This is a genomic window from Streptomyces sp. NPDC033131 (assembly GCF_055578365.1).
This window is the reverse complement of the sequence record NZ_JBVIPA010000007.1, coordinates 85,353-109,109: the sequence shown is the minus strand read 5'-3', so window position 1 is coordinate 109,109 and position 23,757 is coordinate 85,353. Positions and strand designations below refer to the sequence as shown.

Here is a 23,757-nt window from a genome sequence, read left to right as displayed (position 1 = left end):
AGGACTCACTCGCCGTGACCTGGGGCTTTTGCTTCTGGGGGATCTGGTGGTGCTCTTCTGCGGGTGCGTCGCGTTTTGGTCGTCACCTCACGACGCAGCTCATGGCCGCCCATAGCAGGGGCGAATGCTCGATGCGGTTGTTGGTGCGCCAGTGGTTCAGTTGTTCTCGTTGCCAGAGGCCCAGCCGGTGCACGGGGTCGTGGTGTTCGTGGGCGGTGTCGACGGCGATGATCGCCTCCGACAGGGGGCGTAGGGACTCGGCCAGGCCGGCCAGCCGGTGGTAGGCGAAGCTGGTGGGGAGTACCCAGCGGGTGGCGGTGACCAGTTCGGCGCCGTTGTGAATCATCGCTGACGCCAGGCCGAACGATTCGGTGAACCGGAGGTCGCCGCCGCTCTCGCAGGCGATCAACGCGACACGGCGCGGTGCGGGCCACAGGCGCGAACCCGGCACGCCGTCCGCCTCGAGGGTGAGGGTGCCGAGCAGGAGGTCCTTGGCCGACAGCGGCCGATGTGTGCGGACCGGCTCGGTGAAGCCGGTGGTCCCGGGGCCGCAGCACAGGTGGAGGGTCGCGTCCTCGCTCTGCCCGCTTTCGGCCGGTGCCCGGCTCACGTGCCCGACGTACATGAGCCGGCGTGCGCCTTCCCGGAGCACGCGGCTCAGCCAGTCGCGGTCCAGGTCGGTGCGGCGGAAGGCCTCGGCCGCGGTGGGGAGGGGCGGCGCGACGCGGCCCGTGTCGAGGTGGCGCTGTACCAGGGAGAGCAGTGCGGGGTCCGAGCCGGGCGGTCCCAGGACCGAACCGAGCGGGGAGTCGGCCCGGAATCCGGGGACCCGGGGGTCGAGGACGAGAACGACGGCTGCCCTGTCGGCGTCGGCGTCGGGTGCCGGGCGGGCTTCAGCGGCCGGCGGTCGTAGTGACACGGGTGCGGTGGTCACGACGTCCGCGAGGTCGACGAGCCGGGTGTCGTCGGCCTGGCCGTCGACCGCGAGCAGTTCCCAGGGGACCTGAGCGACCCGTGGCGACGGCTGGATCCGGACCAGCGGGCGGGCGCCGCCCGCGGACACGTGCCGGATCTGTTGGGTCAGACCCGTCGGCCACAACGCCTCGGCCAGTCGGCTCGCGAGATGGTGTTCGGTTCGGTGATCGGCCATCGCTCCCGATGTGAGCGCGCTTCGCATCCCCGCGCCGGGGCCGGTGCCGGTGCCGGGGCGGGTGCCGGTGTCGTCGCCGTCGCCGTCGCCAGCGCCCGGCAGCGCGGCGGTCAGCGCGCGGACCGCTTCGTCGACCTCGTTCCCGGGCGCGTGCCCGGTGCCGAAGCCCTGAGCTCCGCTCGTCCATCTCCAGGCCATGAACAGGTCGCCCGCGTCGGCCAGTCGGACCTGGACGACGGGACGGGGTGTCAGAGCGTCGGTCACCAGGACGGCACCCTTTCCTCGCTCACGACCCGTCGGTGGTAACGGGACTCGGCAGCTTCGACGTATTCCTGCAGTGCGGTGCGGTCGTGGTCCGGCGACATCAGCACCTTGGGGGGTCGGGTGACGCGGAGGTGGTCCCTGAGCCCGTACGTCTTCATCGCGGGATCCGGGAAGATCGCCGTACCGGAAACGGGAGCCGGAGCGGGAGCGGGAGCGGGAGCCGGGGGCGGGATGCGGTCCAGCGCCAATGGAGCGCCCGCGCAGCGGAATTCCACCAGTTCGAAGAGCAGCCCCTGGTCCTGGCGGCGTAGGGCGAGGCGGAAGGCCAACTGCATGGCCTCCCGAGCCAGTTCCAGCCACTGGCTGCGGGCGTGGCCGGTGGCGAAGTCGTATCGTGCCGCTTCCAGTGCCAGTGCGGCGGGAAGCGCGAGTGCGAGAGCGGCGTCGACCGCCGCCCTCTCGTGAGCCCCGTGATCCGACCGGATCAGGCGGTCCTCGATGCTCGACGCGACCATGAAGTCCGCCTGGGCGCAGCGCTCATAGACCTCTTGTGCCTCGTACACCTCGCGCGCGCCTTCGGTGAGCCGTTGCATCTCGGGGATGTCGCCCCGGATGTAGGCCTGTTGGGCGGCCAGCAGCATGGTGTCCGCGGCCGCGATCGACGCACCGGCCTGTTCGAAGCGGGCGAGGCTCGCCGTCATCAGGTCGTCCGCCCCGGCGGCGTCACCGCGCAGGGCGGCGAGAAAGCCACGGGCCTGCTCGCAGACCGCCAGATCGCCGAATTGCCGCTGTCGCTCGAAGACGGAGGATGCCTCGGCGTACATGCGCTCCGCGCGGTCGAGGTCGCCGCGGCGCATCGCAACGTACGCCCGCTGCGCGATCAGCTGCTGCTGTTCACCGGTTTCGCCCAGTGCCCGGAAGCCGTCATCGGCGCGGGCGAGGTAGTCCTCGGCGAGGCCGAACCGGCCGGTCGAGGCGCAGATCACTGCCAGGCCGGTGAGCAGGTGGGGCACGGTCGGTACGGTGACGGGCGTGGCGGACACCACGGCCGAGGCCAGCTCTTCGGCCCTGCCCCACTCGCTACGGGACATCAGCAACTGAACCCGGTTGTTGCCCAGTTCGGCGGCGCGGGTGCCGTCGCCGCCTTCGAATTCGGACATCCAGGCAGTCGCCTCGTCCAGGCAGGCCTGCGCCTGGTCCAGGTTCCCGGTGCGGCGCGACAGGTCGGCCTTGCCGATCAGTACTTTCAGCACGTCGTCCAGGAACAGTTGGCGACCGAGCGGTCCCATCGGCACGGATTCGATCTCGCGCAGCAGGTCGAGGGCCCGCTCCATGGCGGTCGCCGCCCCGGCCAGGTCCGTGGCCGTGAGCTGGACAATCCCGAGGTTGGCCAGCAGGTGTGCTCGCAGGAAACGCACGTCGGGGGAGTCCTCGAAGGACTCGGCCGCGGTGAGCAGTTGCTCGTAGGCTGCCTGCGCGCCGGCGTGATCCGCGATCCGCAGGCAGTGCTCGGCGGTGGCGAGGCCGGTGTCGAACGGTTCTCCGAACAGCGGGACCGCCGCTACCTCGTCCTCTCCCTCTCGTCGGCCTTCGTCTTCGTCCGGCATCGGCTAGAAGTCCTCTCCGGTGCTCGCGGAGGCGGCGATCTCGGCGAGGAACGGGCCGAACGAGCCCATGGGTGAGCTCCGCGGCGCGGGTTCAGTCCCGTTCGCCAGGCGCCGCCGGACCAGGGCGCGGATCGCGTCGCGGTCGGCGCGGCCGTCGGTGGGGACGTCGGCACCGGGGTCGAAGCCGGGGTCGAAACCGGGCAGCAGGACGTGTACGTCGATGTGCGGCTGCCCTGCGGCCGGTGCGTCCAGGTCCGCCCGGCCGGTCCATACGTCGTCCCGCCTGGCCAGCGGGATACGGTCCGCCGTGCCGTCGTCCACACGAACCTCCGCCACGAGGGGCACCCCGGCAGTGGGCGCCGCGGCGTCGGCGAGGACCTCGACCTCGATCTGGCGTCGCGCACCGACCGCCCGGGCGATCCAGGTCACCGCGGTCTCGGCCGCGTCGACGAGACCTGGCGGGTAGCGGCGCCAGTCGTTGACGCCTGCTCCCCGGGCGATGACCCGGCCGTTCGTGACGGGCGCGGTGCCTGCCGTGAGGGCGTAACCGCCTGGTCCGCCTGGTCCGCCTGCTCCTGCGAACAACGAACCCGGCTCGACCGGCGTGTCGGCCGGCCGGTCCTCGTCGAGGGTGGACCGGAGGCGGCGCAGTGCCGTCCCGTCCAGTCCGGCGTTGTCCGCCGCGGCGTCGATCAGACGCAGGACGCTCTCAAGGAACCGTGCGGTATCGCCGTGCGCCGGTAGCGCACGCCACCACTGGATCAGTGGGTCGAGTGCCGCCTGGTGTTCGACGATCAGCTGGGCCGTGCAGTCGTCGGGTTGATCGCCGGGCGAGTCGAACAACTGCTGGCACTGGTGGGTGAGTGCGGCCAGCTCCATCCCGAGCAGGTCCTGTTCGAGCGCGGGTATCCCGTCCGGATACGACGCCGGCCACCACCTGGCCGCCCAGTGCCCGAAGGCGAGCCGGGCGGCGCTGCCCGCGAGCGCGGTGGTGTTCACCGCCGCCCGGACGTGGTCCAACTGCCCCGTGGCACACGCCTGCACGGCGGTCGCGGTGCGCTCGCCGAAGACCGCCCACAGCCACTGCTGGGCGCGGCCCACGTCATGGACGTACGCCGTCGGCAGGCCCGGGTCGTCGGCGACCGGCCAGATGAGAACCGCGCCCGCGACGTCGAGCACGGCCTGGGCGAAGGCGGGGCGGTGTCCGCCGGGCGGCGCGGCGGCGATCCGGATCGCGCCGTCGTCGGACCGTGTGACGTCGACCTCGACCTCGACCTCGCCGTCGACGTTGGCTTCGCCCTCGCCCTCGCCCTCGACGTTGGCCTCGCCCTCGTCCCTCGCCATCACGCGCTCCTCGGCTCGGCCGTCTGCGGGCCGGCGTACGACGTGGCTTGGGAAGGCACCGCTGAGCCGGTGGCCGACAGTGCGCGCAGCGCCGACCGGACGCGGGCTCGGTGGTCCATCATCACCGAGCGGCTCACGCCGTCGAGCACGGCCCAGACGGACGCCACGTCGTCGAGCGGGGCGTCGCGGACGTCCCGCCCGTGCAGCCGCACCCACAGGCGCCGCATGTAGGCGGCCCACGGCGTACGGAGGTCGTCGGCGAGCGCGGCCAGCGGACCGCCGTCGGGGTCCGGAGAGGTCGTCATCCTGCGCGCGCGAAGGACCGACGCCTCTCGCTGCCAACGGCCGTTGACGGCGCGGTGCGCCGCTGTCTGCGGCAGCACGGACCCGCCGCTGCCCAGCGGGTCGAGACCGACGGCGAGCCGACCGCCGAGGACGACGGTGACGCGCAGGCTCTCGTCGGACAGGCCGAGCGGAGCGCAGCTGCGAGTGACCTCCCGCCGTACCAGTTCCGGCACCGCCGGCAGGTGTTCGCGCCGGGTCGACGCCTGCAGCACCACGAAGATCCGCTCGAACACCGTACGGTCCAGCGGAGCCGGGAGCGTGGCGGTCGATGCGCTACGGCCGACCGCCGGACGCGGTGGAACGTGGCGGGCGGTCAGGTTCAGGTGTGGAGGCAGCTCGTCGCGCCCCCAGATACCGCGGACCCCGCTCGGATACGCCCACAAGGCGCGGCCGATCAGGCTGCCGTACGCGCCGTCGACCATCGCCGCGAAGGCCGGCGACTCCCTCTCGGGGCCGGGACCGCAACAGGCGTCGAGAACTTCGGCCGCCGCGGTGAGCACCGCATCCGCTTCGCCGACGGGGGCCGGTCGACGGCTTCCCCAGGCCGAGGCCAGCTCGCCGTCGAGCCGTGCGTACCGGGCCGCGTCGGCGAGGTGGTCCTTCAGTGCTTCCACCGTGCGTCCGCGGGCCGCGTCCGCGACCTCCTCGAGTGCCGCCCTGGCCACTGCATCCGCATCCGCATTCGCATCGGCCGAGGGTGCTCCGTGCTCGGTGGCCAGTTCGAAGCAGAGCTGGAAGTACAGGTCCTGCGGGTTGCCCGCCACGATGCCCAGCGCGCGCCGGGTCTTCTTGAGCAGCGTGAACCACCGTGCCGTCGCCTCAAGTCCGGTGCCTGCTTCCCGGATCAGCGTCTCCAGGCGGGCGGCCTCGCGCGGGCCGAGGAAGTCCGCCGCGAGGTCCGGATGCAGCGACGGCCTGATCACCAGCGGCAGCACGATCAGCTTCACGGTCCGGGTCAGCGGCGCGCCACCCGGGCCGCTCAGCGATTCCAGACCCGGACCCAGGGCGCGCCAGGCCCGGTCGATGACCATGGCTCGCGGAGCCTGTCCGCCGGTCGGCCTGCTCGGAGACGGCATGCGCCCAAGATTACGGCGCCTCCAAATCGTGGGCTCCGTCGAGGGATTGGCCCGGATGAACCTGGGATCGGTAGGTGGCGGCTCCCGCCTAGCGTCCATCTCGGCGGGCGAGCCTGGCGTCCATGGCGTCGGGCCACCCCGCCGCCGCCGCTCCGGTCCGCCCGTTCGGGTCTGAGCAGGTCTGTCTGAGCACCACACCTCGTCAAAGGAGGAACGTCATGGGAATCTTCGGAAAGCGCAAGAGCCGTGAGGAGAAGGCCGCCGAGATCGCGAACCAGATCGCCGACGGCAAGGGTTTCTACGGCCGGGCCACGAGGGCGTTCGTCAGCCGTGAGGATTTCGACAGGATCCAGCAGTCGGTCGGCTCCTACCAGGCCGGCGTCACTGCCCAGCAGCTGCTCGCCATGGGGGCACCGACCACTCCCGCTGCCGTCGTGTCGATCAGCGACACCGGCAAGCTGGTCAATTTCGACCCCGTGGTGGACATGGTCGTGCAGCCGGCCGGGGTCACCGACCAGGTCACGCTCCAGACGGTCGTGTCGAAACTGCGGATCCCCCGGGCCGGCGACCAGGTGCTGCTGCTCTCCGACCCCGCGCGGCCGGGCGGTTACCTGTATGCCGGGATGGCGTGATGACGGGTTCCGCCCGGCCGGGACGGCGTACGCGGGGCGGCGACCGCTCCGGGGCGCCTCACATGCCGGCGTTCGGTGTCAGCCGGTTCGGCGGCCTCGCCGCAAAGGCTGGGGAAGGCCCTGCTCGACGGCCTTCGGCCGGTCTTGCGCGACGGCTTCCCGCCGGCCCTGCGCGACGGCCTCCCGCCGGCCGTCCGGACGGGAGACGATCACCCGCATGACGATCACCGAGAGCCCGCGGCCCACCCACGGTGGCCCGGTCGCCCTCGCGCGCGGGTTCCTGACCGGTGGCGTGAGCGGGGTGTCCATGGCCGCATTGGTGACCGGCATCGTCATGGAGAATGTGCCGCTGATCCTCGCGGGCCTGGGTCTGCCCGTGGTCTACGGAGTGCTCTTCTTCGTGGCCGGCGTGCCTCGGCGGGCCCGTGAGGCGGCCGTCGTGCCCCGCACGGCTCTCGCGATGATCGAGAACCTGCAGGCCACCGGCGCCGAACTCTCGGCCGACGTACCGATCCGGTTCGACCTCACGGTCGCACCGGAGGACGCGCCGGCGTACCGCGTCGACATCACCCAGGGCATCAACCTGGTCGACGTCCCCGCATACCGGGCGCGCGGCGTCCTGGTGGTCGAGTACCCGCCGGACCGGCCGTGGCAGGTACGGATCGTCGAGCGGCCGGCACCGGAATGGGAACGCCGGGCGGCAGAGGCCCGCCTCGACTCCGCGCCCGAGTCGGCCTCGGTCCAACCGCCGCCGGAGGGCCGCGCGTTCGGCGTCGCCGTCCTCGTCGGACTCGTCCTCGGCGTGGCCGCCGTGACCCTGCTGTTCCGCGCGGAACTGTTCAGCCCGGAGTCCGCCACGCGGCCGCCCGGCACCGCGAAGCCCTCCGTCTCGTCGACGTCGTCGACGTCGTCCACCACGGTCACGTCGTCTGCCGGGCTGGCCACGGTCGCCCTCGGCCCGGGCCAGTCGCTGCTCGACAAGGGGGAACTGGGCCGGTCCGTCGACGCCCTGACCCAGGGCAAGGACGCGCGTCCGGTGCTCTCCGTCGTCGTCCAGGAAAGCCTGCTGTCGGTGGTGTTCGCCCCCACCGGCACCCCGGTCCCCACGTTCGACCTGGCCTCGGTGCCGTACGAGCGCATCCCCGCGCTGGTCGAGGAGGCCAGGACCACTCTTGGTGTCCCCTCCCCGCAGTCCTGGCAGGTCACCGTCGACCACCTCACCGGCGCCCTTGTCGTCCGGGTCGCCGTGACCGGGCCCGACGGCATGGCCTCGCTCGACGCGGACGACAAGGGAAAGGTGATCCGGCGCAGCCCGGCACGCTGACCGAAGAGACGTTCCGGCGGCCGCGGAGTCATCCGGCCCACGAAGGCGGCAAGGCAGCAAGGCAGCAAGGCGGCAAGGCGGCAAAGGCGTTGAGCAGGGGGACCGCCCCCGTCTACCAGGGCCGCCTCGAAGCCCGTGTCAGGCCGCCCCGAAGCCCGTCAGGCGCCGATCCTGGCGGCGATGACGGGTGCGAGACGGTCGGCGATGACCCGGTGGCCCTGGTCGTTGGGTGCACCGAGTCGGTGAGGTGGCCCGAGCCCAGCCAGCCGGTGGTGTCGACGAACGAGACCCGCGAGTCGCCGCCCTGGACCGCCGCGCCGACAGCGGCCTCGGTCTGCGGGACGTACCGTCCGCGGAAGGTCTCTGTCGCGTGAAGGACTGGGGGCCGCGGCCGACGCCATTCGGCCCATTAAGCATTCCTATGCATTTCTCAATTTGTTCGTCGATTTCAGTGATATTACTCGCATGAACCGTAAATTGATTTCACGCTTGCGTAATGTGCCGACGACAGAAACAGGCGATTCCGTGCAAGCGAGAACCGCAGAATAGGCATCATCCCCTCACAGGAGTTGGCCCCTCGATGACGCTGAACATTCCTGATGCGCCGCTACGGCGCACCATGTCGGTGTGGATCACGGCGGTAGCGGCTGTGGTAATCGCTGCCGTCGTCCTCGTTCTGACGCCGACACGCGCAAATGCCATTGCCACCCCCGTGCCCATGGGCACGACGCTGGCCACTTACGGAGTACTGGGTGGTGCGACGGTCACCAACACCGGCCCCACGGTGGTCGAAGGTCTCAACGTCGGTGTGAGTCCCGGTACCGCCATCACCGGGTTCCCGCCCGGCATCGTGACCCCGCCCGGGACTCTGCACGCTGCCGATGCCCACGCGGGCCAGGCCAAGATCGAGCTGACCACCGCGTACAACCAGGCCGCCGGACAGGCGCTGACGGACGCGGTGTACAACGACGCTCCCCACGAGTTCGGTGGCCAGACGCTGACGCCGGGCCTCTACAGGGCGAACAGCAGCGCACAGATCACCGGCACACTCACCCTGGACGCCCAGGGCGACCCCAATGCCGTCTTCGTCTTCCAGATCGGTTCGACTCTGACGACGGCAGCCGACAACAGCACGGTGAGTCTCGTCAACGGCGCCTCGCCGTGCAATGTGTTCTGGCAGGTGGGCAGTTCGGCCACGCTCGGTACCAGCACCTCGTTCGTGGGCACCATCCTGGCCAACACATCGATCAGCGCCACCACGGGGGCGATCATCAACGGCCGACTGCTGGCCGACGCGGGCGGAACCGGTAACGGCGCCGTGACGCTGGACACGAACCGGATCTTCCTCGGACCGTGTGCGGCCGGGGGCACCGGTGGCACCACCGGTGGCCTGATCACGGGTGGCGTGATCGCCGGTGCCACCACGGGTGGCACCACAGGCACCACGGAGGGCACCACGGTGGGCGCCATCGGCGGCGTGCCGACGGGTGGCGGAACCAGCGGCGTCCTGGGTGGTCTTCTCGGCGGCGTCCTCACCACGGGCGGAACCACCGGAGGCGCCCCGGGCGGCCTGATCGCCGGTGCCACCACGGGTGGCGCCACGGGCCTCCCCACCGGTGGCGCGATCGGCGGTGCGAACGGGGGTGCGAACGGTGGCAACGGCCACGATCACGGCGGGAAGCCCGACGACCACGACCAGGGCGGGAAGCCCGACGACCACGATCACGGCGGGAAGCCCGACGACCACGATCACGGCGGGAAGCCCGGCGGGCAGGGCCATGGTGCAAAGCCCGACGGCCACGATCACGGCGGGAAGCCCGGCGGGCACGCCCAGGGCGAGAAGCCTGACGAGCACGGTCAGGGCGGGAACCCCGACGGGCACGACGGGAAGCCCGGCATGCCCGAGGGCTACAGCAGTGATCAGGAAGAGCACCACAAGCAGTCTGCCTAGCTCCATCTGAGTGAGCAGAACGAGCGGCGCGCGGCGGATCGATTGATGTCGATTCCGTCGCGCGCCGTTGGTGAAATCCCGGGAGAAGCGATGAGAGAAGCCAGGGTCAGCGCTGAGCCGACAGAACAAAGAGAGCCGGTTGAGGAAACCTCCGGGCATCAAGGGCTGCCTGAGAAGCCTTCGCCCCTTCTCCTGAAGGTGGGCATTCCCTTCAAGGCGGGCATTCTCCTGAAGACCGGAACGAGTGCCGCCGTGACCCTGTGCCTGGCGACGACCCTGGTCCATGTTCTCCTCGTGTTCTTGCACGTGGCGCCGGCCAATCCCCTTTCGCAGCAATACAGTCGGCAGGTCAATGCGTGGGTCTTCCCCCTGTTCGAGCAGAACTGGCGGCTCTTCGCGCCGGATCCCGAGTCGGTCAACCGGCAGGTGTCGGCGAGGACCTTGCACACCACCCCGGACGGCAGGGTGCGGGTGAGCGGCTGGTTCGATCTGAGCGCCGTAGACAACTCGGCGGTGGAACACCATGCCTTCCCGAGTCACACGGCACAGAACACGCTGCGGCGGGCGTGGAGTTCGTACCTCGAAACCCACGGTGCCGACGACCGGCCTCGCTCGGAGCGGGCGTTGATGATCCAGAAGTACCTGACCAACATCGCGGCAGATCGCATCGCCGCCCACCGGGGCGGAACCTTCGAGTCCGTCCAGTTGCGGGTGATCACGGTGCCCATCGCCGCGCCTGCCGGGCCGGCCGCGCCCGGCGGGGCAGGCCCGGCCGCCGCGCCGAAGCATGCCGAAACGCGGTATCTGCCCTGGTGGAAGGTGGCCTCCCATGGAAACTGAGCAGACGCGCGCACCACACCGGATCGGTGAGCTTCTCACCGTCCTGACGGAGCGGCCGGTCTCCCTCTACGCCGCGGCGGTCCTGCGCATCGGATACGGGCTTCTCTACCTCCTCTTCCTGTTGCGCGAGTTCCCGCACCGTGACGAGATCTGGGGCCCCGGGTCACCGTGGACGCCCGAACTGACCCGGCAGTTGTTCGACCAGACGGGGTGGGCCAGCATCCTGACCCTGTCCGAGAGCCGGGTGTACTTCGAGGCCTGTTACGTGCTGGCCCTCGTCACGTCCGCGCTGTTCATGCTGGGCTGGCGGACCAGAGCGGTGTCCGTGCTCTTCGCCGTCGTGGTGGCCTCGTTCCACGCCAGGGCGATCTTCATGACCGACGGAGGAGACAACCTCATCCTCCTCATGGCCCTGTACCTCGTCTTCACCGCGTGCGGCAGGCACTGGTCGCTGGACGCGCGCAGAGCCCGCCTCCGAGCCTCCGCGGACACCACGTCACGCACGCCGCCGGTTCAGGAGGCGAACGAACTCCGCCGGTCCCGACGGACGTTGACGGCGGTACTCCACAACTGCGCCATGTTCGTCATCGCGGCCCAGGTCTGCTTCCTCTACGGGTCCGCGGGTCTCTACAAGGTGCAGGGCGGCTCCTGGGGCAACGGGACCGCCCTCCACTACGTCCTGAACCTCGACCTGTTCCGGCCCTGGCCCGAGCTCTCCCTCATGGTGGACGAGCACGACGTACTGATCAGCATCGCCTGCTACCTGACCGTGCTGTTGCAGGTCGCCTTCCCGTTCGTCCTGTTCGGCCGGCTCAAGTACCCGGTCCTGACCATGCTGTTGGGCATGCACGTGGGAATCGCCGTCCTCATGGGCCTGCCCCTCTTCTCCGGCGCGATGATCATCGCGGACGCCGTGTTCCTGCCGGACCGCTTCTACCGGTTGCTGGGACGGCTGTTGCGGCGCACGATCGGGCGGGCGGACGTCGGGAAGGTGACCGGTCCGACCCGCGGAGGACCGGCACTCGTGCCATCGCAGATCGCGCCCGCACCGCGTGACGCGGACGTCACCGGACGTTGACGCGCCACAGCGCCGCACGGAAGGTCGACTCCGGCGCCTCAGCGCCGGAGTCGTCGTCGTGAATGGACCCGGTGCCGCGCGCGTACTTAAAAAGTCCCTACAGTGAACGGCTAGCATCGCGACCGCGATCGCGATGGGCGTGGCGGGATGGGGTGAGGGCGTGCGGGAACCGAGGATCGGTGTCGCCGTGGTGACCATGGGCAACCGGCCCGCCGACGTGGACGCGCTGCTGGAGTCCGTGGCCAAGCAGGATCTCGCACCGGCACGCATCGTGATCGTCGGCAACGGCTGCCGGCTGCCCGAGTTCGCCGCGCGGCTGTCCCTGCCCGGCGAGGTCACCACCATCGACGTCGAGGAGAACCTCGGCTGCCCCGGCGGACGGAACGTGGCGCTGGCGCGGCTGCGGGAGTCCGGGGACGTCGACGTCGTCGTGGAACTCGACGACGACGGACTCCTCGTCGACGCCGACGTGCTGCGCCGCGTGGCGCAACTGTTCGCCGCCGACCCGCGCCTCGGCATCGTCGGCTTCCGTATCGCCGACGAGAACGGGGAGACTCAGCAGCGGCACGTCCCCCGAGTCGGCTCCGCCGATCCGATGCGCGGCGGATACGTCACCGGGTTCCTCGGCGGCGGACACGCCTTCCGCATGGAGATGCTCGCGGAGATCGGCGACTGGCCCGCCGAGTTCTTCTTCGCCCACGAGGAGACCGACCTGGCCTGGCGGGCCGCTGACGGCGGCTGGCGGATCCTGTACGCCCCCGAGCTGCTGCTCCAGCACCCGAAGACCTCGCCCGCCCGGCACGCCATCTACTACCGGGTGAACGCCCGCAACCGCGTGTGGCTGGTCCGCCGCCGGCTGCCACTCGCGCTGATCCCCGTCCACCTGGGCGTGTGGACGCTGCTCACGCTGCTGCGGGTGCGGTCCGTGGCCGGACTGCGCGCCTGGTTCGGCGGCTTCGTGGAAGGCGTACGGGAACCCGCCGGCGAACGGCGGCCCATGCGCTGGCGTACGGTCTGGCAGCTCAGCCGACTGGGACGACCGCCGGTCATCTGACACGGACCGGACGCCGTCGCGGTTCGGGGCGCGACACGCGGCGCCGACCGAGGCCGGTCACCGCCTGATGCCGCGCTCGCCGAGCGCCACGACTGCCTGGGCCCGCGCTCGTCGAGGCTTGGCGCTGCCTGGGCCCGTCTTCCGCCGGGGCCGTCGCCGTCGAGGCCTGTCGCCTGGCCCCGCCTCCACCGAGACCGGGCGACCGCCAGGGCCCGTCGCCCCGCCTCCACCGAGACCGGGCGACCGCCAGGGCCCGTCTCCGCCTGAGCCCGCGACTGTCGAGTGCCGCGACGGTCGAGCGCCGAGCTGAGGCTCCGCCACCTTCTAGGCACGTCTCCGCACTGGGCCCGTCACCGCCGAGGCCCGGCGCCGCCTGGCCCGCGATCGCTGAGCGCCGCGACCACCGGGGCCCGTCACCGGCGGGGCCCGTCACCGGCGGGGCCCGTCGCTTGGGCCCGCCTCTACCGAGACCGGCGACCGCCACGGACCCGTCTCCGCCTGAGCCCGCCTCCACCGAGACCGGCGACCGCCAGGGCCCGTCTCCGCCTGTGCCCGCGACCGTCGCGACTGTCGAGCACCCCTGTGCCCGCGACCGTCGCGACTGTCGAGCGCCGAGCTCGCTGAGGCCCCGCCACTGGCCCCCGCCCCCACCAACACCCGCCGATCACTTCGCGTCCGCATAACACTCCACCACCGCCGTGGTGAACGGAAACCGCACCGGCGTTTCGCCGAAGGTCAGCCGACCTGCGAGGTCCGATGCCTCTCGGATCGCCGTCACGACCTTCTCGGCCTCGTCCTCGGGACAGTGCACGATGACCTCGTCGTGCTGGAAGAAGACCAGCTCGGCCGCCATGTTCGCGCAGGCCTGCCGCAGTGCGGCGAGCAGGAGCAGCGTCCAGTCGGCGGCGCTGCCCTGGACGACGAAGTTGCGGGCGAACCGGCCGCGGGCGCGGGCGTTGCTGGAGGCGTACCCGGGCACCCACTGCCGGTCCTCGGACTCGTCCTCGGCGAGGGGGATGCCGGCCTCTTCGGAGGCGTCGTCGCCCGTTCTGACCGCGGGTGGGCAGGTCCGGCCGAGCCAGGTGCGTACGAGCCGCCCCTCCTCGCCGGCGCGGGCGGCGTCGTCGACGTAGGCGACCGCGCGCGGGAAGCGTCGTCTGAGGGCGGCGAGGTTCTTGAGGCCGTCGCCGGAGGTCTGGCCGTAGACCGCGCCGAGCACGGCGAGTTTGGCCTGGGCGCGGTCGCCGGAGAAGGCGCGTTCGGAGACGGACTGGTACAGGTCGCTCTCCCGGCCGGCCACCTCCATCAGACCGGGGTCGCGGGAGATCGCCGCGAGGACGCGTGGCTCCATCTGGTCGGCGTCGGCGACGACGAGCCGCCAGCCGGGGTCGGCGACCACGGCCCGGCGGATGACCTTAGGGATCTGGAGCGCGCCCCCGCCGTTGGTCACCCAGCGGCCGGTGACCGTCCCGCCGGCCTGGAACTCGGGCCGGAAGCGGCCCTCGCGCACCCAGTCCTGCAGCCAGGACCAGCCGTGCGCGACCCAGATGCGGTACAGCTTCTTGTACTCGATCAGCGGTTTCACGGCCGGATGGTCGACCGTCTCGATCTCCCAGCGCCGGGTCGACTTCAGCTTGATGCCGTCCTGTGCGAACGCCTTGACGACGTCGGCGGGCAGGTCGGGGCGGACCCGGCGCCCGAAGGCGGCGGACACCTCGTCGGCGAGTTCGGCCAGGTGGCGGGGCTCACCACCGCCCGCGTACCGGTCGCCGAGCAGTTCGTGCAGCACCCGGCGGTGCACCTCGGCGCTCCAGGGCAGTCCGGCCCGGTTCATCTCGGTGGCCACCAGCATCCCCGCCGACTCGGCCGCCGTCAGCAGCCGCATCCGGTCCGGGTGCGCGGTGGCGTCGTGCCGGCGCTGCTGGTCGGCGTACACCTCGACGAGCTCCGTGAGAGGCAGGTGCACGGACTGCGGCTCGAAGAGGGGCGACTGGGAGCCCGGTTCGGCGGACCGCTGCGGTGGATCCGGCGGGACCGGCCCGCCGCGCAGCCGGGCCAGGGCGGCGGCCGCCGAGCGCGGCTCGCCGGAGCGCCCCTCGTGGCCGAGCAGCAGCGTCTCGGCGTCCTCGACGTCGTAGCACCGCTCCACTCGCACCCCCGTGGCGAGCAGACGCGGATACGTCTCGGCCGTCGACCGCCACACCCAGCGCGGGACGTCCGGCAGGCCCCGTACCGCCTCGGCGGGGTCCGCCGCCCGTCGCACCGGCCCGGCGAGCAGCCCGCCCGGGCCGAGGGGGGCGATCTCCACGCCACCGTCCTCGGCCGGTGCGAGAGCCCACCGGTCGGTCATGACTGCGAGTGTGGCAGCAGGGTCTGACAACGGCCTCCGACCTGCTCGGATCCCGTCCGCCCCTGCTCAGTCACCGCGTCCGACCCGGCTCATTCCTCCCCGCCGGGCTTCGCCGTGATGTTGGCGAGTGCGGCGGTGATGTTCTCCTCCACCGCCGCCTTGGTGATGCCGAGGCCGGACAGCACGCCCCGGCCGTTCTCGAACTCCAGCAGGGCCAGCAGGATGTGCTCGGTGCCGATGTAGTTGTGGCCGAGGCGGAGGGCCTCGCGGAAGGTGAGCTCCAGGACCTTCTTGGCGTCGGAGCCGTACGGGACGAGTTCCGGGACCTCCTCGGCCGCGGGCGGGAGTGCGGCGGTGGCGGCCTGGCGTACGGCGTCCAGGAGGACGTCCTGCGCGGTGATCGCCTTGGCGGCCAGGCCCTCCGGTTCGGCGAGCAGGCCGAGGATCAGGTGCTCGGGGCGGCCCTCGGCGTTGCGGGCCGCGAGGGCCTCGTTGTGGGCGGCCATCACCACGTTGCGGGCCCGTGGGGTGTAGCGGCCGAAGCCCTGGCTGGGATCGAGGTCCGCCGTCTCCTTGGGCACGAACCGCTTCTGAGCCGCCTGCCGGGTCACCCCCATGCTCTTGCCGATGTCCGTCCAGGACGCGCCCGAGCGCCGGGCCTGGTCCACGAAGTGGCCGATCAGGTGGTCGGCCACCTCGCCGAGGTGGTCGGCGGCGATCACCGCGTCCTGGAGCTGGTCGAGCGCGTCCGTGTGGACCTTCTTGATGGCCGCGATCAGGTCGTCGAGGCGTACGGATGACGTGATGTCGGGGTTCGTCGTCATGTGTCAACCGTAGGTTGACAGTGGAGGGGTGTCAACCTCGGGTTGACACTATCTCGGTGTCGCCACGAGCCGGACCGCCAGCCCCGCGAAGACCGTCCCGGAGAGGACGTTCAGCCCTCGGTTCAGCCGCGCGCTGCGGCGCAAGGCCGAGGCCAGTCGCCCCGAGAGCAGGCCCACGAAGCCGTCCCACAGGAAGCCCATCACCACGATCGTGCAGCCGAGCAGCAGGAACTGGCCCTGGACGTGCCCCAGCGACGGATCCACGAACTGCGGCAGGAACGCCACGTTGAAGAGGATCACCTTGGGGTTGAGCAGATTGGTCACCGCGCCCTGCCAGAAGGCCCGCCGCAGCCCCGCACCGGCCCCGGCGGCGACCCCCTCCGCGCCCGGCACCGACCGGTCCCGGAACGCCTTCACCGCCAGGTGGAGCAGGTAGGCCGCGCCCACCCAGCGCAGCACGTGGTAGAGCGTCGGCAACGTCAGGAAGAGCGCCGACAGACCGAGCGCCGCGGCCACCGTGTGCACGAGCATGGCGCATGCCACGCCGAACGCGGCCATCACCCCGGCCGCGGGTCCGCCCCGGCCGCCCATCGCCACGATGAACATCATGTCGGGACCGGGCGTCACGCAGAGCGCGAACGCGGCGACCAGGAAGGCCGCGTAGAGAGACATGTCCACCATGCGGCCATGCTCGAAGCCCGGACGCACGGCGGCGATCGAGTTTCGGGGGGTGAGACGATCGCCCGGTGACCAGCACAGTCGAACGCGCCTTCCAGGCCGCCCTCTACTCCGACTCCGACTCCGCCCTCGACACCGGCGCCTCCCTCCTCGCGGCCGACCCCGCGGCGGACGCCGAACTCGACCGGCGGGGCCAGGAGTTCGCGGCGACGGCCTGGCGGCGCGGCTGGCAGCCCGCCGACGTCGTACGGATCGTGCGGCGCGAGCTGGGCGACGTGCACGCGCGCGTGCTGTCCGCGCTGATCCGCTCCCAGGCGTCGTACGACCGCCCCCGCGGCCCTCGCTGGAGCGCCCAGCTCGACGAACTGGCCGCCGAGGCCGCCGAGGCGCCGTCCCGCACGGACCGCTTCTCCTACGCCACCACCGTCCTGGAGCTGTACCGCCTCCTGCTGAGCCTGCCCGGCATCGAGCCCCTGGAGGAGCCCGCCGCCCGGCACCACCCCACATCCGACTCCCGCATGCTCACCCGTATCCGCGCCCTCCTCGCCAAGGCGGAGGCGACCGGCTTCCCGGAGGAGGCCGAAGCGCTCAGCGCCAAGGCGCAGGAGCTGATGGCCCGGCACAGCGTGGACGAGGCGCTGCTCGCGGCCGGGGCGCCCGCGGCCGACGCGCCGGGCGCCTGCCGGATCGGTGTCGAGCCGCCGTACGAGCAGGCCAAGGCGGTGCTGCTGGACGCGGTCGCCGCGGCCAACCACTGCCGGGCCGTGTGGAACGAACCCCTCGGCTTCTCCACCGTCGTCGGCTTCGAACCGGACCTGGAGGTGACCGAACTGCTCTACACCTCGCTGCTGGTCCAGGCCCAGTCCGCCATGGCGAAGGCGGAGGCGGCACAGCGCGCGGGCGGCCGCAGGCGGACCAAGACCTTCCGGCAGTCCTTCCTCGCGGCCTACGCCCACCGCGTCGGCACCCGCCTGGCCGCGGCGGCCGAGACGCAGGTGAGCGACGACCTGCTCCCGGTCCTCGCCACCCGCGAGATAGCGGTCACCGGCCGCCTCGACCGGATGTTCCCGGAGACCACCACCACCCGGCTGCGCGGCGTCAGCGACGAGGCGGGCTGGACGGAGGGCTCGCAGGCGGCCGACCGGGCGCAGGTGCGGGCGCGCCGGCCGCTCGGCTGAGCCGGCCGCGCGCCCGCTGACCTGGTCAGTCGCCGACCTGCTGGAACCCGCTCACCGAGGCGTCGAGCTCGCCCCCGTCGCTCTTGAACGCGACATCCCCGTACGACCAGGGGAAGCCGTGCGTGGCCGTGGTCCCGGGCAGGCTGAACTTCCCGGTCTTCGCGGCCAGGCTCTTCGCCCCGCCCGACCCGGCCCGGACGTAGGTGATGGTGAAGGACAGGGCCTGGTCCTTCGCGAGGGTCAGCTTCTGGGAGGCGTCGGCGGCCGGGTCCGCGGGGACCTTCGTCGAGGTGTCACCCGCGGAGAGGTCGACGGCGGGGAGGCCGTCGAGGGTGCACTCGGCGCCGCTGTTGGTGATCGTGACGGGAACGCTGCCGGTGTCCCCGGCGGCGGGGGCGGCGTTGGCGGGCCCGACCTCGACGGCCACTTCGTCGATCGTGCAGGCGGTTTTGCCCTGGGTGGTCTTCGTGTCGTCGTCGCTGCCGCTGCCGCTGCCGCCGTCGTCGCTGCAGGCGGTGAGGAGGAGGGCGGCGGCGAGGGCGGTGGCGGCGAGGGCGGGGGCGGTGCGCATGAGGGTCCTCTGGGGAGTGTGATGCCGATGGTCCGGTGCATGGATCATCACGCATGAGAACCGTGGCACGGTTGCCCGCCCCTCCGGACGGCGGCGGTCAGGACCCCAGGCTCGCCGTCGGCAGGCCGCTCGGCAGCTGTCCGCCCTCCGACCTGGTGTACGTCTCCTTGCCGAGACCGCTCTTCCAGGTCACCTCAAGCGTCGACTCACCGACGGAGTCCACCGTCCCCTCGGCCCGGTCCTTGCTGCCGTCCGAGCACGTGAGGCGGATCGTTTCCGCGCCCGACTCCTTGTCGGCGGTGCCGCTGCAAACGACACCCCCGGTGGCGAAGAGCCCGGCCTTGGCGCCGGTGACGATCAGGGCCACGGCGTCGCCGTCGGTGGTGGCGAGCCAGCTGCCCTCCAGGCCGTCGGACGTGGCCGTGGCGCCTTCGCTGCCACCGCTCGTGCCGCCGGTGTCCGCGCTCGCGCTCGCGGACGTGCCGGGGCCGGCGGAGGTGTCCTCGTCGGAGCCGCCGTCACCGCTGCATGCGGTCAGCATGAGGACTCCGGCCAGGGCCGCGGCCGCCGCCGCGCTCCGCACCCGCCGCCGCGCCGTCGTACGCGAGAAGGTCGCAGAAGTCACTGGAAGCTCCCAAGCTGTGGCCGGTCGCCCCGCCGGCCGGGACGGCCGGACGGACCGCAGCAAGCTACCAGGGCGTAACCGGACCTACCAGGAGGACTTGCGAACGCCCGGCAGGTACCCGGCGTGCGCCTGCTGACGCAGACCCACCCGGGACAGCCCGAAGGCGCGGTAGTAGCCGCGGGGGCGCCCGTCGACCTGGTCGCGGTTGCGGACCCGCGTGGCGCTGGCGTCCCGCGGCTGCCGGCGCAACTCCCGCTGCGCGTCGAGCCGTTCCGCCTCCGTCGAGGACGGCCGCCGGATGATCTCCTTCAGCTCGGCCCGGCGAGCGGCGTACCGCGCGACGATCTCCTGCCGCCGGTCGTTCCTCGCGATCTTGCTCTTCTTCGCCATCAGACCCTCACTCCTCGTGCCCGGATCCGGGCCACGGCCGCTTCGACGCCGATCGTGTCGACGGTCTTGATCCCCTTGGTGCTCAGCCGCAGCCGGACGTGCCGGCCTTCGCTCGGCAGCCAGTAGCGCTTGGACTGGATGTTCGGGTCGAAGCGCCGCGAGGTGCGCCGGTGGGAGTGGGAGATGCGGTTGCCGAAGCCGGGCTGGGCGCCGGTCAGCATGCAGTGGGCGGACACGGGTGATGCACCTCTCTCGAAGTCGAGATGTAAATGGAATTCATTTTCAGTAAGATACCAGCATGGCTCGCAACGAACTCCGCCCGGTCATCAAGCTCCGGTCCACCGCCGGGACCGGTTTCACCTACGTGACCCGCAAGAACCGCCGCAACGACCCGGACCGCATGACCCTGCGCAAGTACGACCCGGTCGCCCGCCGCCACGTCGACTTCCGAGAGGAGCGCTGACCACCGCCATGCGCAACGGAATCCACCCCCAGTACGGCCCCGTCGTCTTCCGCGACCGGGCCGCGAAGTACGCCTTCCTCACCCGCTCGACGATGACCAGCGAGAAGACGGTCGAGTGGGAGGACGGCAACACCTACCCGGTCGTCGACGTCGAGATCTCGAACGTCAGCCACCCCTTCTACACGGGCACCGCCCGCGTCCTGGACACCGCCGGACGCGTCGAGCGCTTCGAACGCCGGTACGGAAAGCAGGGTTAGCAAGGTGCCTGTGCCCTCTGCGCTCCCCGTCGTGATCATCGGCGGGCTGCACACCGACGCCCGCAAGGCGGCCGTCGAGCAGCTGCTCGCCGACGTGCCCGGCAGCGTCGTACTCCACCACGACCTGGCCACCGCGGCGGCCGGCACGGTCGTACGGACCATCCGCGACACCAGCGGCATCCTGTCCGCCGGCGAGGCGCCGCTCGTCAACGACTGCGCGTGCTGTGCGCTCCGGGAAGACCTGGTGCCGGAGCTGCGCCGGCTCGCGGAGGCAGGCCTGACGCGCCTCGCGGTCGTCGAGCTGTGGGACTCCGTCGAGCCCAAGGCCATGGCCGAGGTGGTCGCGTCCGGCGGGCTCACCGTCACCGGCGTGATCACCGCCGTCGACCCGGCGCTCGTCCTGCCGTACCTCGCCAATGGCGACGACCTGGCCGAGCGTGGCCTCGCCGCCGCGGCCACCGACCAGCGGACGGTCGCCGACACGTTCGCCCGGCAGCTGGAATACGCCCCCGTCCTCGCCCTCGCCGACTCGGCGGAGGCCGACGACGAGGACCGGGAGCTGCTGGCCCAGCTCCATCCGACGGCGCGTCAGGTCGTGCTCGGCCACGGCGACCGGGCGGGCGCTCACGGGGAGCTCGCCCGCGCCGCGCTGGCCGGGTTCGACGTGGAGGCCGCCGCGGCCGCCCAGCACCCCGCGTGCGCCCTGCTCCCGGCCGAGGCCGACGCGCACGGTGTCGCCACCCTCGTCTGGCACCGGCGCCGTCCCTTCCATCCGGAGCGGCTGTACGACGCCCTGGAGGACATCACCTGCGCCGCCGCCCGCAGTCGCGGCCGGTTCTGGCTCGCCGACCGGCCGGACTCGCTGCTGCACTGGGACGCGGCCGGCGGGGCGCTGTGCGTGGAGAGCGCGGGCCCCTGGCTCGCGTCCCTGCCGGACGCGGCCTGGGAGATGGTCCCGCCGGTGCGCCGCGCCGCCGCCGCGCTGGACTGGCACCCCGAGCACGGCGACTGCTGCCAGCACCTCGTCTTCACGTCCCCGGGCCTCGACCGCCACGGACTCGAGGCGCTGCTGGAATCCTGCCTGCTGACCGACGCCGAGTACGCCGCCGGGCGCGACGCCTGGAAGCGCCTGCCACCCGCCTTCGACACCTTCCTGGAGGTCTGACCCCGCCATGCCGCCCCGCAGGACCGAGCGCAAGCCCGCCAAGAACCGGCCGAATCCACTCGACCAGGCCGACATCACGTACATCGACTACAAGGACACCGATCTGCTGCGGAAGTTCCTCTCCGACCGCGGCAAGATCCGCAGCCGCAGGGTCACCCGCGTCACCGCCCAGCAGCAGCGACGGCTGGCCCGCGCGATCAAGAACGCGCGGGAGATGGCACTCCTGCCGTACTCCAGCCGCTGACGGCTGCTTCCCGGCACCGCTGTGCGAGCCGCGGCCGGGCGACGGCCCATTCCGGCCAACGCCCGGCCGATGGAACACGAATGCCGCGCGATGCGTCTCTTCCTAAGGCAAGCCTCGGCGCACGGTCCGAGGCAGGCATCGGCGCACGCGGCATCGGGGGAACGTCCACAGAGCTGTAATCGCAGGAACACCCCGCGTGCACGTGCATCTGCAGATGCATCCGCCCATGCGTCTGCACATGAACAGGGCTATGATCCGGGTCAAGTTGACCACTGCATCAATGGCCTCACCAGCCAGTGCACCACCGGGGAGCGACCTGTGGACCACGACGTGTACGACGTTGAAGACGCGTCCGGCGTGTACAACGGCATGCCGGCCCCCCGACTGGACGGCGTGGCCTGGCAGAAGAGCCGGCACAGCAACTCGCAGGGCTCCTGCGTGGAGTTCGCCCGCCTCCCCGGGGGCGAGGTGGCCGTACGCAACTCCCGCTTCCCCGAAGGCCCGGCGCTCGTCTACACGCGCGCCGAGATCGAGGCGATGCTGCTAGGCATCAAGGACGGCGAGTTCGACCACCTGATAGCGAGCTGAAGCGGGCCGCGCCGGACCGTAATGTCTTGGTTGCACCCCGTAACGCGCGTAGACACCCGGCGTCAGAAAACGCCGTGGTGCGTCACTCGTGAGGCGGCGACTGGGGCAGCCGGAACAGCGCCCAGACCACCTTGCCGCCGAGCGTGCCCGCCAGCGGGTGCCAGCCCCAGCTGTCGCTGAAGGAGTCGACGAGGAACAGTCCGCGGCCCGACTCCGCCGAGAAGTCGTCGGTCTCGCGGGCTATGGGACTGTCCTGGCTGGGGTCGCGCACCGCGCACACCAGTCGCTCGGTCCACCGCATGAGGTGCAGCCGCACGGGCGGACTCTGCTCCGGTACGCGCGGGGTGTTGGCCGGCAGCGCGTGCCGCAGCGCGTTGGTCACCAGTTCGGAGACGACCAGACAGACATCGTCGAAACGCTCGCCCAGCTCCCACCCGTCCAGCGTTCTGCGAGTGAACTTCCGTGCCTCGCGCACCGCTTCGTAACGAGCGGGCAGAGCGCAGGAGGCGGCGCTGGACACGGCCGCGGGGTCCAGCGGCGGAAGGCCCTGCCGTAACGGCTCGAGCATGGTCGATCCATTCATCCCCATGCGAGGCACTCCCGGGAGTTCGCGGTCGTTGCGATGCAGCGGTTGCGCGAGACCATGGTTTCGGATGCGTACAGCAGATGCAAGGGCAGATGCACGTGCAGGTGACCGAATTGGACCCTCCCGTACCGCTTGTTGGCCAATTTTTCCGCCATCTTCTCCCCGTCTTCTTGCCGACTCCTTCCCAGAACCTGTCCATCTCCTGTGCGGATGAAGTGACTTCTTTCCATCTCTGTAATCGGACGAGTACTGCTCGAAGTGTTTTAGTGGCAGACTTCGGCCCCTGAAGACGGTTGGGGAGGCTGACGAACGTGAGCGCGGGAGAGCCCGGATCGGTGGTGCGGCGGATGCTGCTCGGCTCGCAACTCAGGCGACTGCGTGAGGCACGCGGGATCACGCGTGAGGCGGCGGGGTACTCGATCCGCGCCTCCGAGTCGAAGATCAGCCGGATGGAGCTGGGCCGGGTGAGCTTCAAGACACGGGACGTGGAGGACCTGCTGACGCTGTACGGCATCACGGACGAGGCGGAACGCAACTCGCTGCTCTCCCTCGCCAAGGAGGCCAACGTCGCGGGCTGGTGGCACAGTTACTCGGACGTGCTGCCGAGCTGGTTCCCCACCTACGTCGGCCTGGAGGGCGCGGCGTCCCTCATCCGCGCGTACGAAGTCCAGTTCGTGCACGGCCTGCTGCAGACCGAGGAGTACGCGCGCGCGGTCGTCCGGCGCGGCATGAAGGGCGCGAGCGCGGAGGACGTCGAGCGGCGCGTGGCGCTGCGTCTGGAGCGGCAGAAGTACCTCCTGGAGGACGCCGCCCCCGAGTACCACATCGTCCTGGACGAGGCCGCCCTGCGCCGCCCGTACGGCGACCGTGAGGTGATGCGTGGCCAGTTCCAGCACCTGATCGAGATCTCCGAGCGCCCCAACGTGCGGCTGCAGATAATGCCGTTCGGCTTCGGCGGGCACTCCGGCGAGAGTGGCGCGTTCACGATCCTCTCCTTCCCGGAGTCCGACCTGTCCGACGTCGTGTACCTGGAGCAGCTCACCAGCGCGCTGTACCTGGACAAGCACGAGGACGTCGCCCAGTACGAGAAGGCGCTGAAGGAGCTCCAGCAGGACAGTCCGGGCCCGGACGAGAGCCGGGATCTTCTGCGAGGTCTCCTCCAGCTCTCCTAGG

The 23,757-nt window shown here is 71.4% G+C and carries 25 protein-coding genes; 13 read left to right on the top strand and 12 right to left on the bottom strand.

Annotated features, from left to right (window positions below; all coding sequences use genetic code 11):
* Positions 1–82: 82 nt before the first annotated feature.
* Genes ACZ5XS_RS12330 through ACZ5XS_RS12315 form a run of 4 tightly spaced genes read right to left on the bottom strand, consistent with a single transcriptional unit; the run spans position 83 to position 5,786 of the window.
* Positions 83–1,414: a CHAT domain-containing protein gene (locus ACZ5XS_RS12330; RefSeq protein WP_468650368.1), complete on the bottom strand. Its 1,332-nt coding sequence runs from the start codon at positions 1,412–1,414 to the stop codon at positions 83–85.
* The gene (locus ACZ5XS_RS12325; protein ID WP_468650366.1) at positions 1,411–3,021 is read right to left on the bottom strand and encodes a hypothetical protein; all 1,611 of its coding nucleotides are present in this window, start codon (positions 3,019–3,021) and stop codon (positions 1,411–1,413) included. The genes ACZ5XS_RS12330 and ACZ5XS_RS12325 overlap by 4 nt, the downstream gene beginning before the upstream one ends.
* Before the next feature lie 3 nt (positions 3,022–3,024).
* Positions 3,025–4,365, bottom strand: coding sequence for a hypothetical protein (locus tag ACZ5XS_RS12320; RefSeq protein WP_468650364.1), 1,341 nt, complete (start codon positions 4,363–4,365; stop codon positions 3,025–3,027).
* Positions 4,365–5,786, bottom strand: coding sequence for a hypothetical protein (locus ACZ5XS_RS12315; RefSeq protein WP_468650362.1), 1,422 nt, complete (start codon positions 5,784–5,786; stop codon positions 4,365–4,367). The genes ACZ5XS_RS12320 and ACZ5XS_RS12315 overlap by 1 nt, the downstream gene beginning before the upstream one ends.
* A gap of 218 nt (positions 5,787–6,004) precedes the next feature.
* Here ACZ5XS_RS12315 and ACZ5XS_RS12310 point away from each other — a divergent pair, with 218 nt between their 5' ends.
* The 6 genes from ACZ5XS_RS12310 to ACZ5XS_RS12285 all read left to right on the top strand — a co-directional run bounded on the left by ACZ5XS_RS12310 (position 6,005) and on the right by ACZ5XS_RS12285 (position 12,665).
* Positions 6,005–6,418, top strand: coding sequence for a hypothetical protein (locus tag ACZ5XS_RS12310; protein ID WP_468650360.1), 414 nt, complete (start codon positions 6,005–6,007; stop codon positions 6,416–6,418).
* A 217-nt stretch (positions 6,419–6,635) separates the two neighbouring features.
* On the top strand, positions 6,636–7,742 hold the full coding sequence (locus tag ACZ5XS_RS12305; RefSeq protein ID WP_468650358.1) for a hypothetical protein: 1,107 nt from the start codon (positions 6,636–6,638) through the stop codon (positions 7,740–7,742).
* Between the two features lie 718 nt (positions 7,743–8,460).
* Positions 8,461–9,693 carry an ice-binding family protein gene (locus ACZ5XS_RS12300; protein WP_468650356.1) on the top strand — a complete coding sequence of 411 codons (1,233 nt, stop codon included), beginning with the start codon at positions 8,461–8,463 and terminating at the stop codon, positions 9,691–9,693.
* A 45-nt stretch (positions 9,694–9,738) separates the two neighbouring features.
* A complete protein-coding gene (locus ACZ5XS_RS12295; RefSeq protein ID WP_468650354.1) occupies positions 9,739–10,533 on the top strand; it encodes a DUF5819 family protein in 795 nt (264 codons plus the stop codon).
* Positions 10,523–11,611 carry an HTTM domain-containing protein gene (locus ACZ5XS_RS12290; RefSeq protein WP_468650352.1) on the top strand — a complete coding sequence of 363 codons (1,089 nt, stop codon included), beginning with the start codon at positions 10,523–10,525 and terminating at the stop codon, positions 11,609–11,611. Before ACZ5XS_RS12295 ends, ACZ5XS_RS12290 begins: the two co-directional genes overlap by 11 nt.
* A gap of 160 nt (positions 11,612–11,771) precedes the next feature.
* Entirely contained in the window at positions 11,772–12,665 is an 894-nt protein-coding gene (locus tag ACZ5XS_RS12285; RefSeq protein WP_468650350.1) for a glycosyltransferase family 2 protein, read from the top strand.
* Between the two features lie 664 nt (positions 12,666–13,329).
* Here ACZ5XS_RS12285 and ACZ5XS_RS12280 read toward each other — a convergent pair.
* The 3 genes from ACZ5XS_RS12280 to ACZ5XS_RS12270 form a co-directional block, all read right to left on the bottom strand.
* Positions 13,330–15,015, bottom strand: a complete 1,686-nt coding sequence (locus ACZ5XS_RS12280) for a bifunctional 3'-5' exonuclease/DNA polymerase (protein WP_468650348.1) — start codon at positions 15,013–15,015, stop codon at positions 13,330–13,332.
* Positions 15,016–15,104: 89 nt separating this feature from the next.
* Positions 15,105–15,839: a Clp protease N-terminal domain-containing protein gene (locus ACZ5XS_RS12275; RefSeq protein ID WP_468650346.1), complete on the bottom strand. Its 735-nt coding sequence runs from the start codon at positions 15,837–15,839 to the stop codon at positions 15,105–15,107.
* A 48-nt stretch (positions 15,840–15,887) separates the two neighbouring features.
* A complete protein-coding gene (locus ACZ5XS_RS12270) occupies positions 15,888–16,520 on the bottom strand; it encodes a LysE family translocator (protein WP_468650344.1) in 633 nt (210 codons plus the stop codon).
* A 65-nt stretch (positions 16,521–16,585) separates the two neighbouring features.
* Here ACZ5XS_RS12270 and ACZ5XS_RS12265 point away from each other — a divergent pair, with 65 nt between their 5' ends.
* The gene (locus ACZ5XS_RS12265) at positions 16,586–17,695 is read left to right on the top strand and encodes a DUF2786 domain-containing protein (RefSeq protein ID WP_468650342.1); all 1,110 of its coding nucleotides are present in this window, start codon (positions 16,586–16,588) and stop codon (positions 17,693–17,695) included.
* Positions 17,696–17,720: 25 nt separating this feature from the next.
* Here the strand turns inward: ACZ5XS_RS12265 and ACZ5XS_RS12260 are convergent, their stop codons facing one another.
* The 4 genes from ACZ5XS_RS12260 to rpmB all read right to left on the bottom strand — a co-directional run bounded on the left by ACZ5XS_RS12260 (position 17,721) and on the right by rpmB (position 19,517).
* The gene (locus tag ACZ5XS_RS12260) at positions 17,721–18,266 is read right to left on the bottom strand and encodes a DUF4232 domain-containing protein (RefSeq protein ID WP_468650340.1); all 546 of its coding nucleotides are present in this window, start codon (positions 18,264–18,266) and stop codon (positions 17,721–17,723) included.
* A gap of 97 nt (positions 18,267–18,363) precedes the next feature.
* A complete protein-coding gene (locus tag ACZ5XS_RS12255; protein ID WP_468650338.1) occupies positions 18,364–18,891 on the bottom strand; it encodes a hypothetical protein in 528 nt (175 codons plus the stop codon).
* 84 nt (positions 18,892–18,975) lie between these two features.
* The gene (gene rpsN, locus ACZ5XS_RS12250) at positions 18,976–19,281 is read right to left on the bottom strand and encodes a 30S ribosomal protein S14 (protein ID WP_468650336.1); all 306 of its coding nucleotides are present in this window, start codon (positions 19,279–19,281) and stop codon (positions 18,976–18,978) included.
* Positions 19,281–19,517, bottom strand: coding sequence for a 50S ribosomal protein L28 (gene rpmB, locus ACZ5XS_RS12245; protein ID WP_030599719.1), 237 nt, complete (start codon positions 19,515–19,517; stop codon positions 19,281–19,283). Before rpmB ends, rpsN begins: the two co-directional genes overlap by 1 nt.
* A 62-nt stretch (positions 19,518–19,579) precedes the next feature.
* Between rpmB and rpmG the strand changes: the two genes are divergently transcribed.
* The 5 genes from rpmG (at position 19,580) to ACZ5XS_RS12220 (ending at position 21,998) form a co-directional block, all read left to right on the top strand.
* Complete coding sequence (gene rpmG, locus ACZ5XS_RS12240) at positions 19,580–19,744, top strand: 50S ribosomal protein L33 (RefSeq protein WP_046260352.1); 165 nt, start codon at positions 19,580–19,582, stop codon at positions 19,742–19,744.
* Between the two features lie 8 nt (positions 19,745–19,752).
* The gene (locus ACZ5XS_RS12235; RefSeq protein ID WP_217239989.1) at positions 19,753–20,001 is read left to right on the top strand and encodes a type B 50S ribosomal protein L31; all 249 of its coding nucleotides are present in this window, start codon (positions 19,753–19,755) and stop codon (positions 19,999–20,001) included.
* A 10-nt stretch (positions 20,002–20,011) separates the two neighbouring features.
* The gene (locus ACZ5XS_RS12230) at positions 20,012–21,166 is read left to right on the top strand and encodes a CobW family GTP-binding protein (RefSeq protein WP_468650334.1); all 1,155 of its coding nucleotides are present in this window, start codon (positions 20,012–20,014) and stop codon (positions 21,164–21,166) included.
* A 7-nt stretch (positions 21,167–21,173) separates the two neighbouring features.
* Positions 21,174–21,410: a 30S ribosomal protein S18 gene (gene rpsR / locus ACZ5XS_RS12225; RefSeq protein WP_468650332.1), complete on the top strand. Its 237-nt coding sequence runs from the start codon at positions 21,174–21,176 to the stop codon at positions 21,408–21,410.
* 318 nt (positions 21,411–21,728) lie between these two features.
* Complete coding sequence (locus ACZ5XS_RS12220) at positions 21,729–21,998, top strand: DUF397 domain-containing protein (RefSeq protein WP_217239991.1); 270 nt, start codon at positions 21,729–21,731, stop codon at positions 21,996–21,998.
* An 82-nt stretch (positions 21,999–22,080) separates the two neighbouring features.
* Here the strand turns inward: ACZ5XS_RS12220 and ACZ5XS_RS12215 are convergent, their stop codons facing one another.
* Complete coding sequence (locus tag ACZ5XS_RS12215; protein WP_468650330.1) at positions 22,081–22,566, bottom strand: ATP-binding protein; 486 nt, start codon at positions 22,564–22,566, stop codon at positions 22,081–22,083.
* 365 nt (positions 22,567–22,931) lie between these two features.
* On the opposite strand from ACZ5XS_RS12215, the gene ACZ5XS_RS12210 reads away from it, so the two are divergent.
* Positions 22,932–23,756, top strand: a complete 825-nt coding sequence (locus tag ACZ5XS_RS12210; RefSeq protein WP_468650597.1) for a helix-turn-helix domain-containing protein — start codon at positions 22,932–22,934, stop codon at positions 23,754–23,756.
* The last annotated feature ends 1 nt before the right edge of the window (position 23,757 follow it).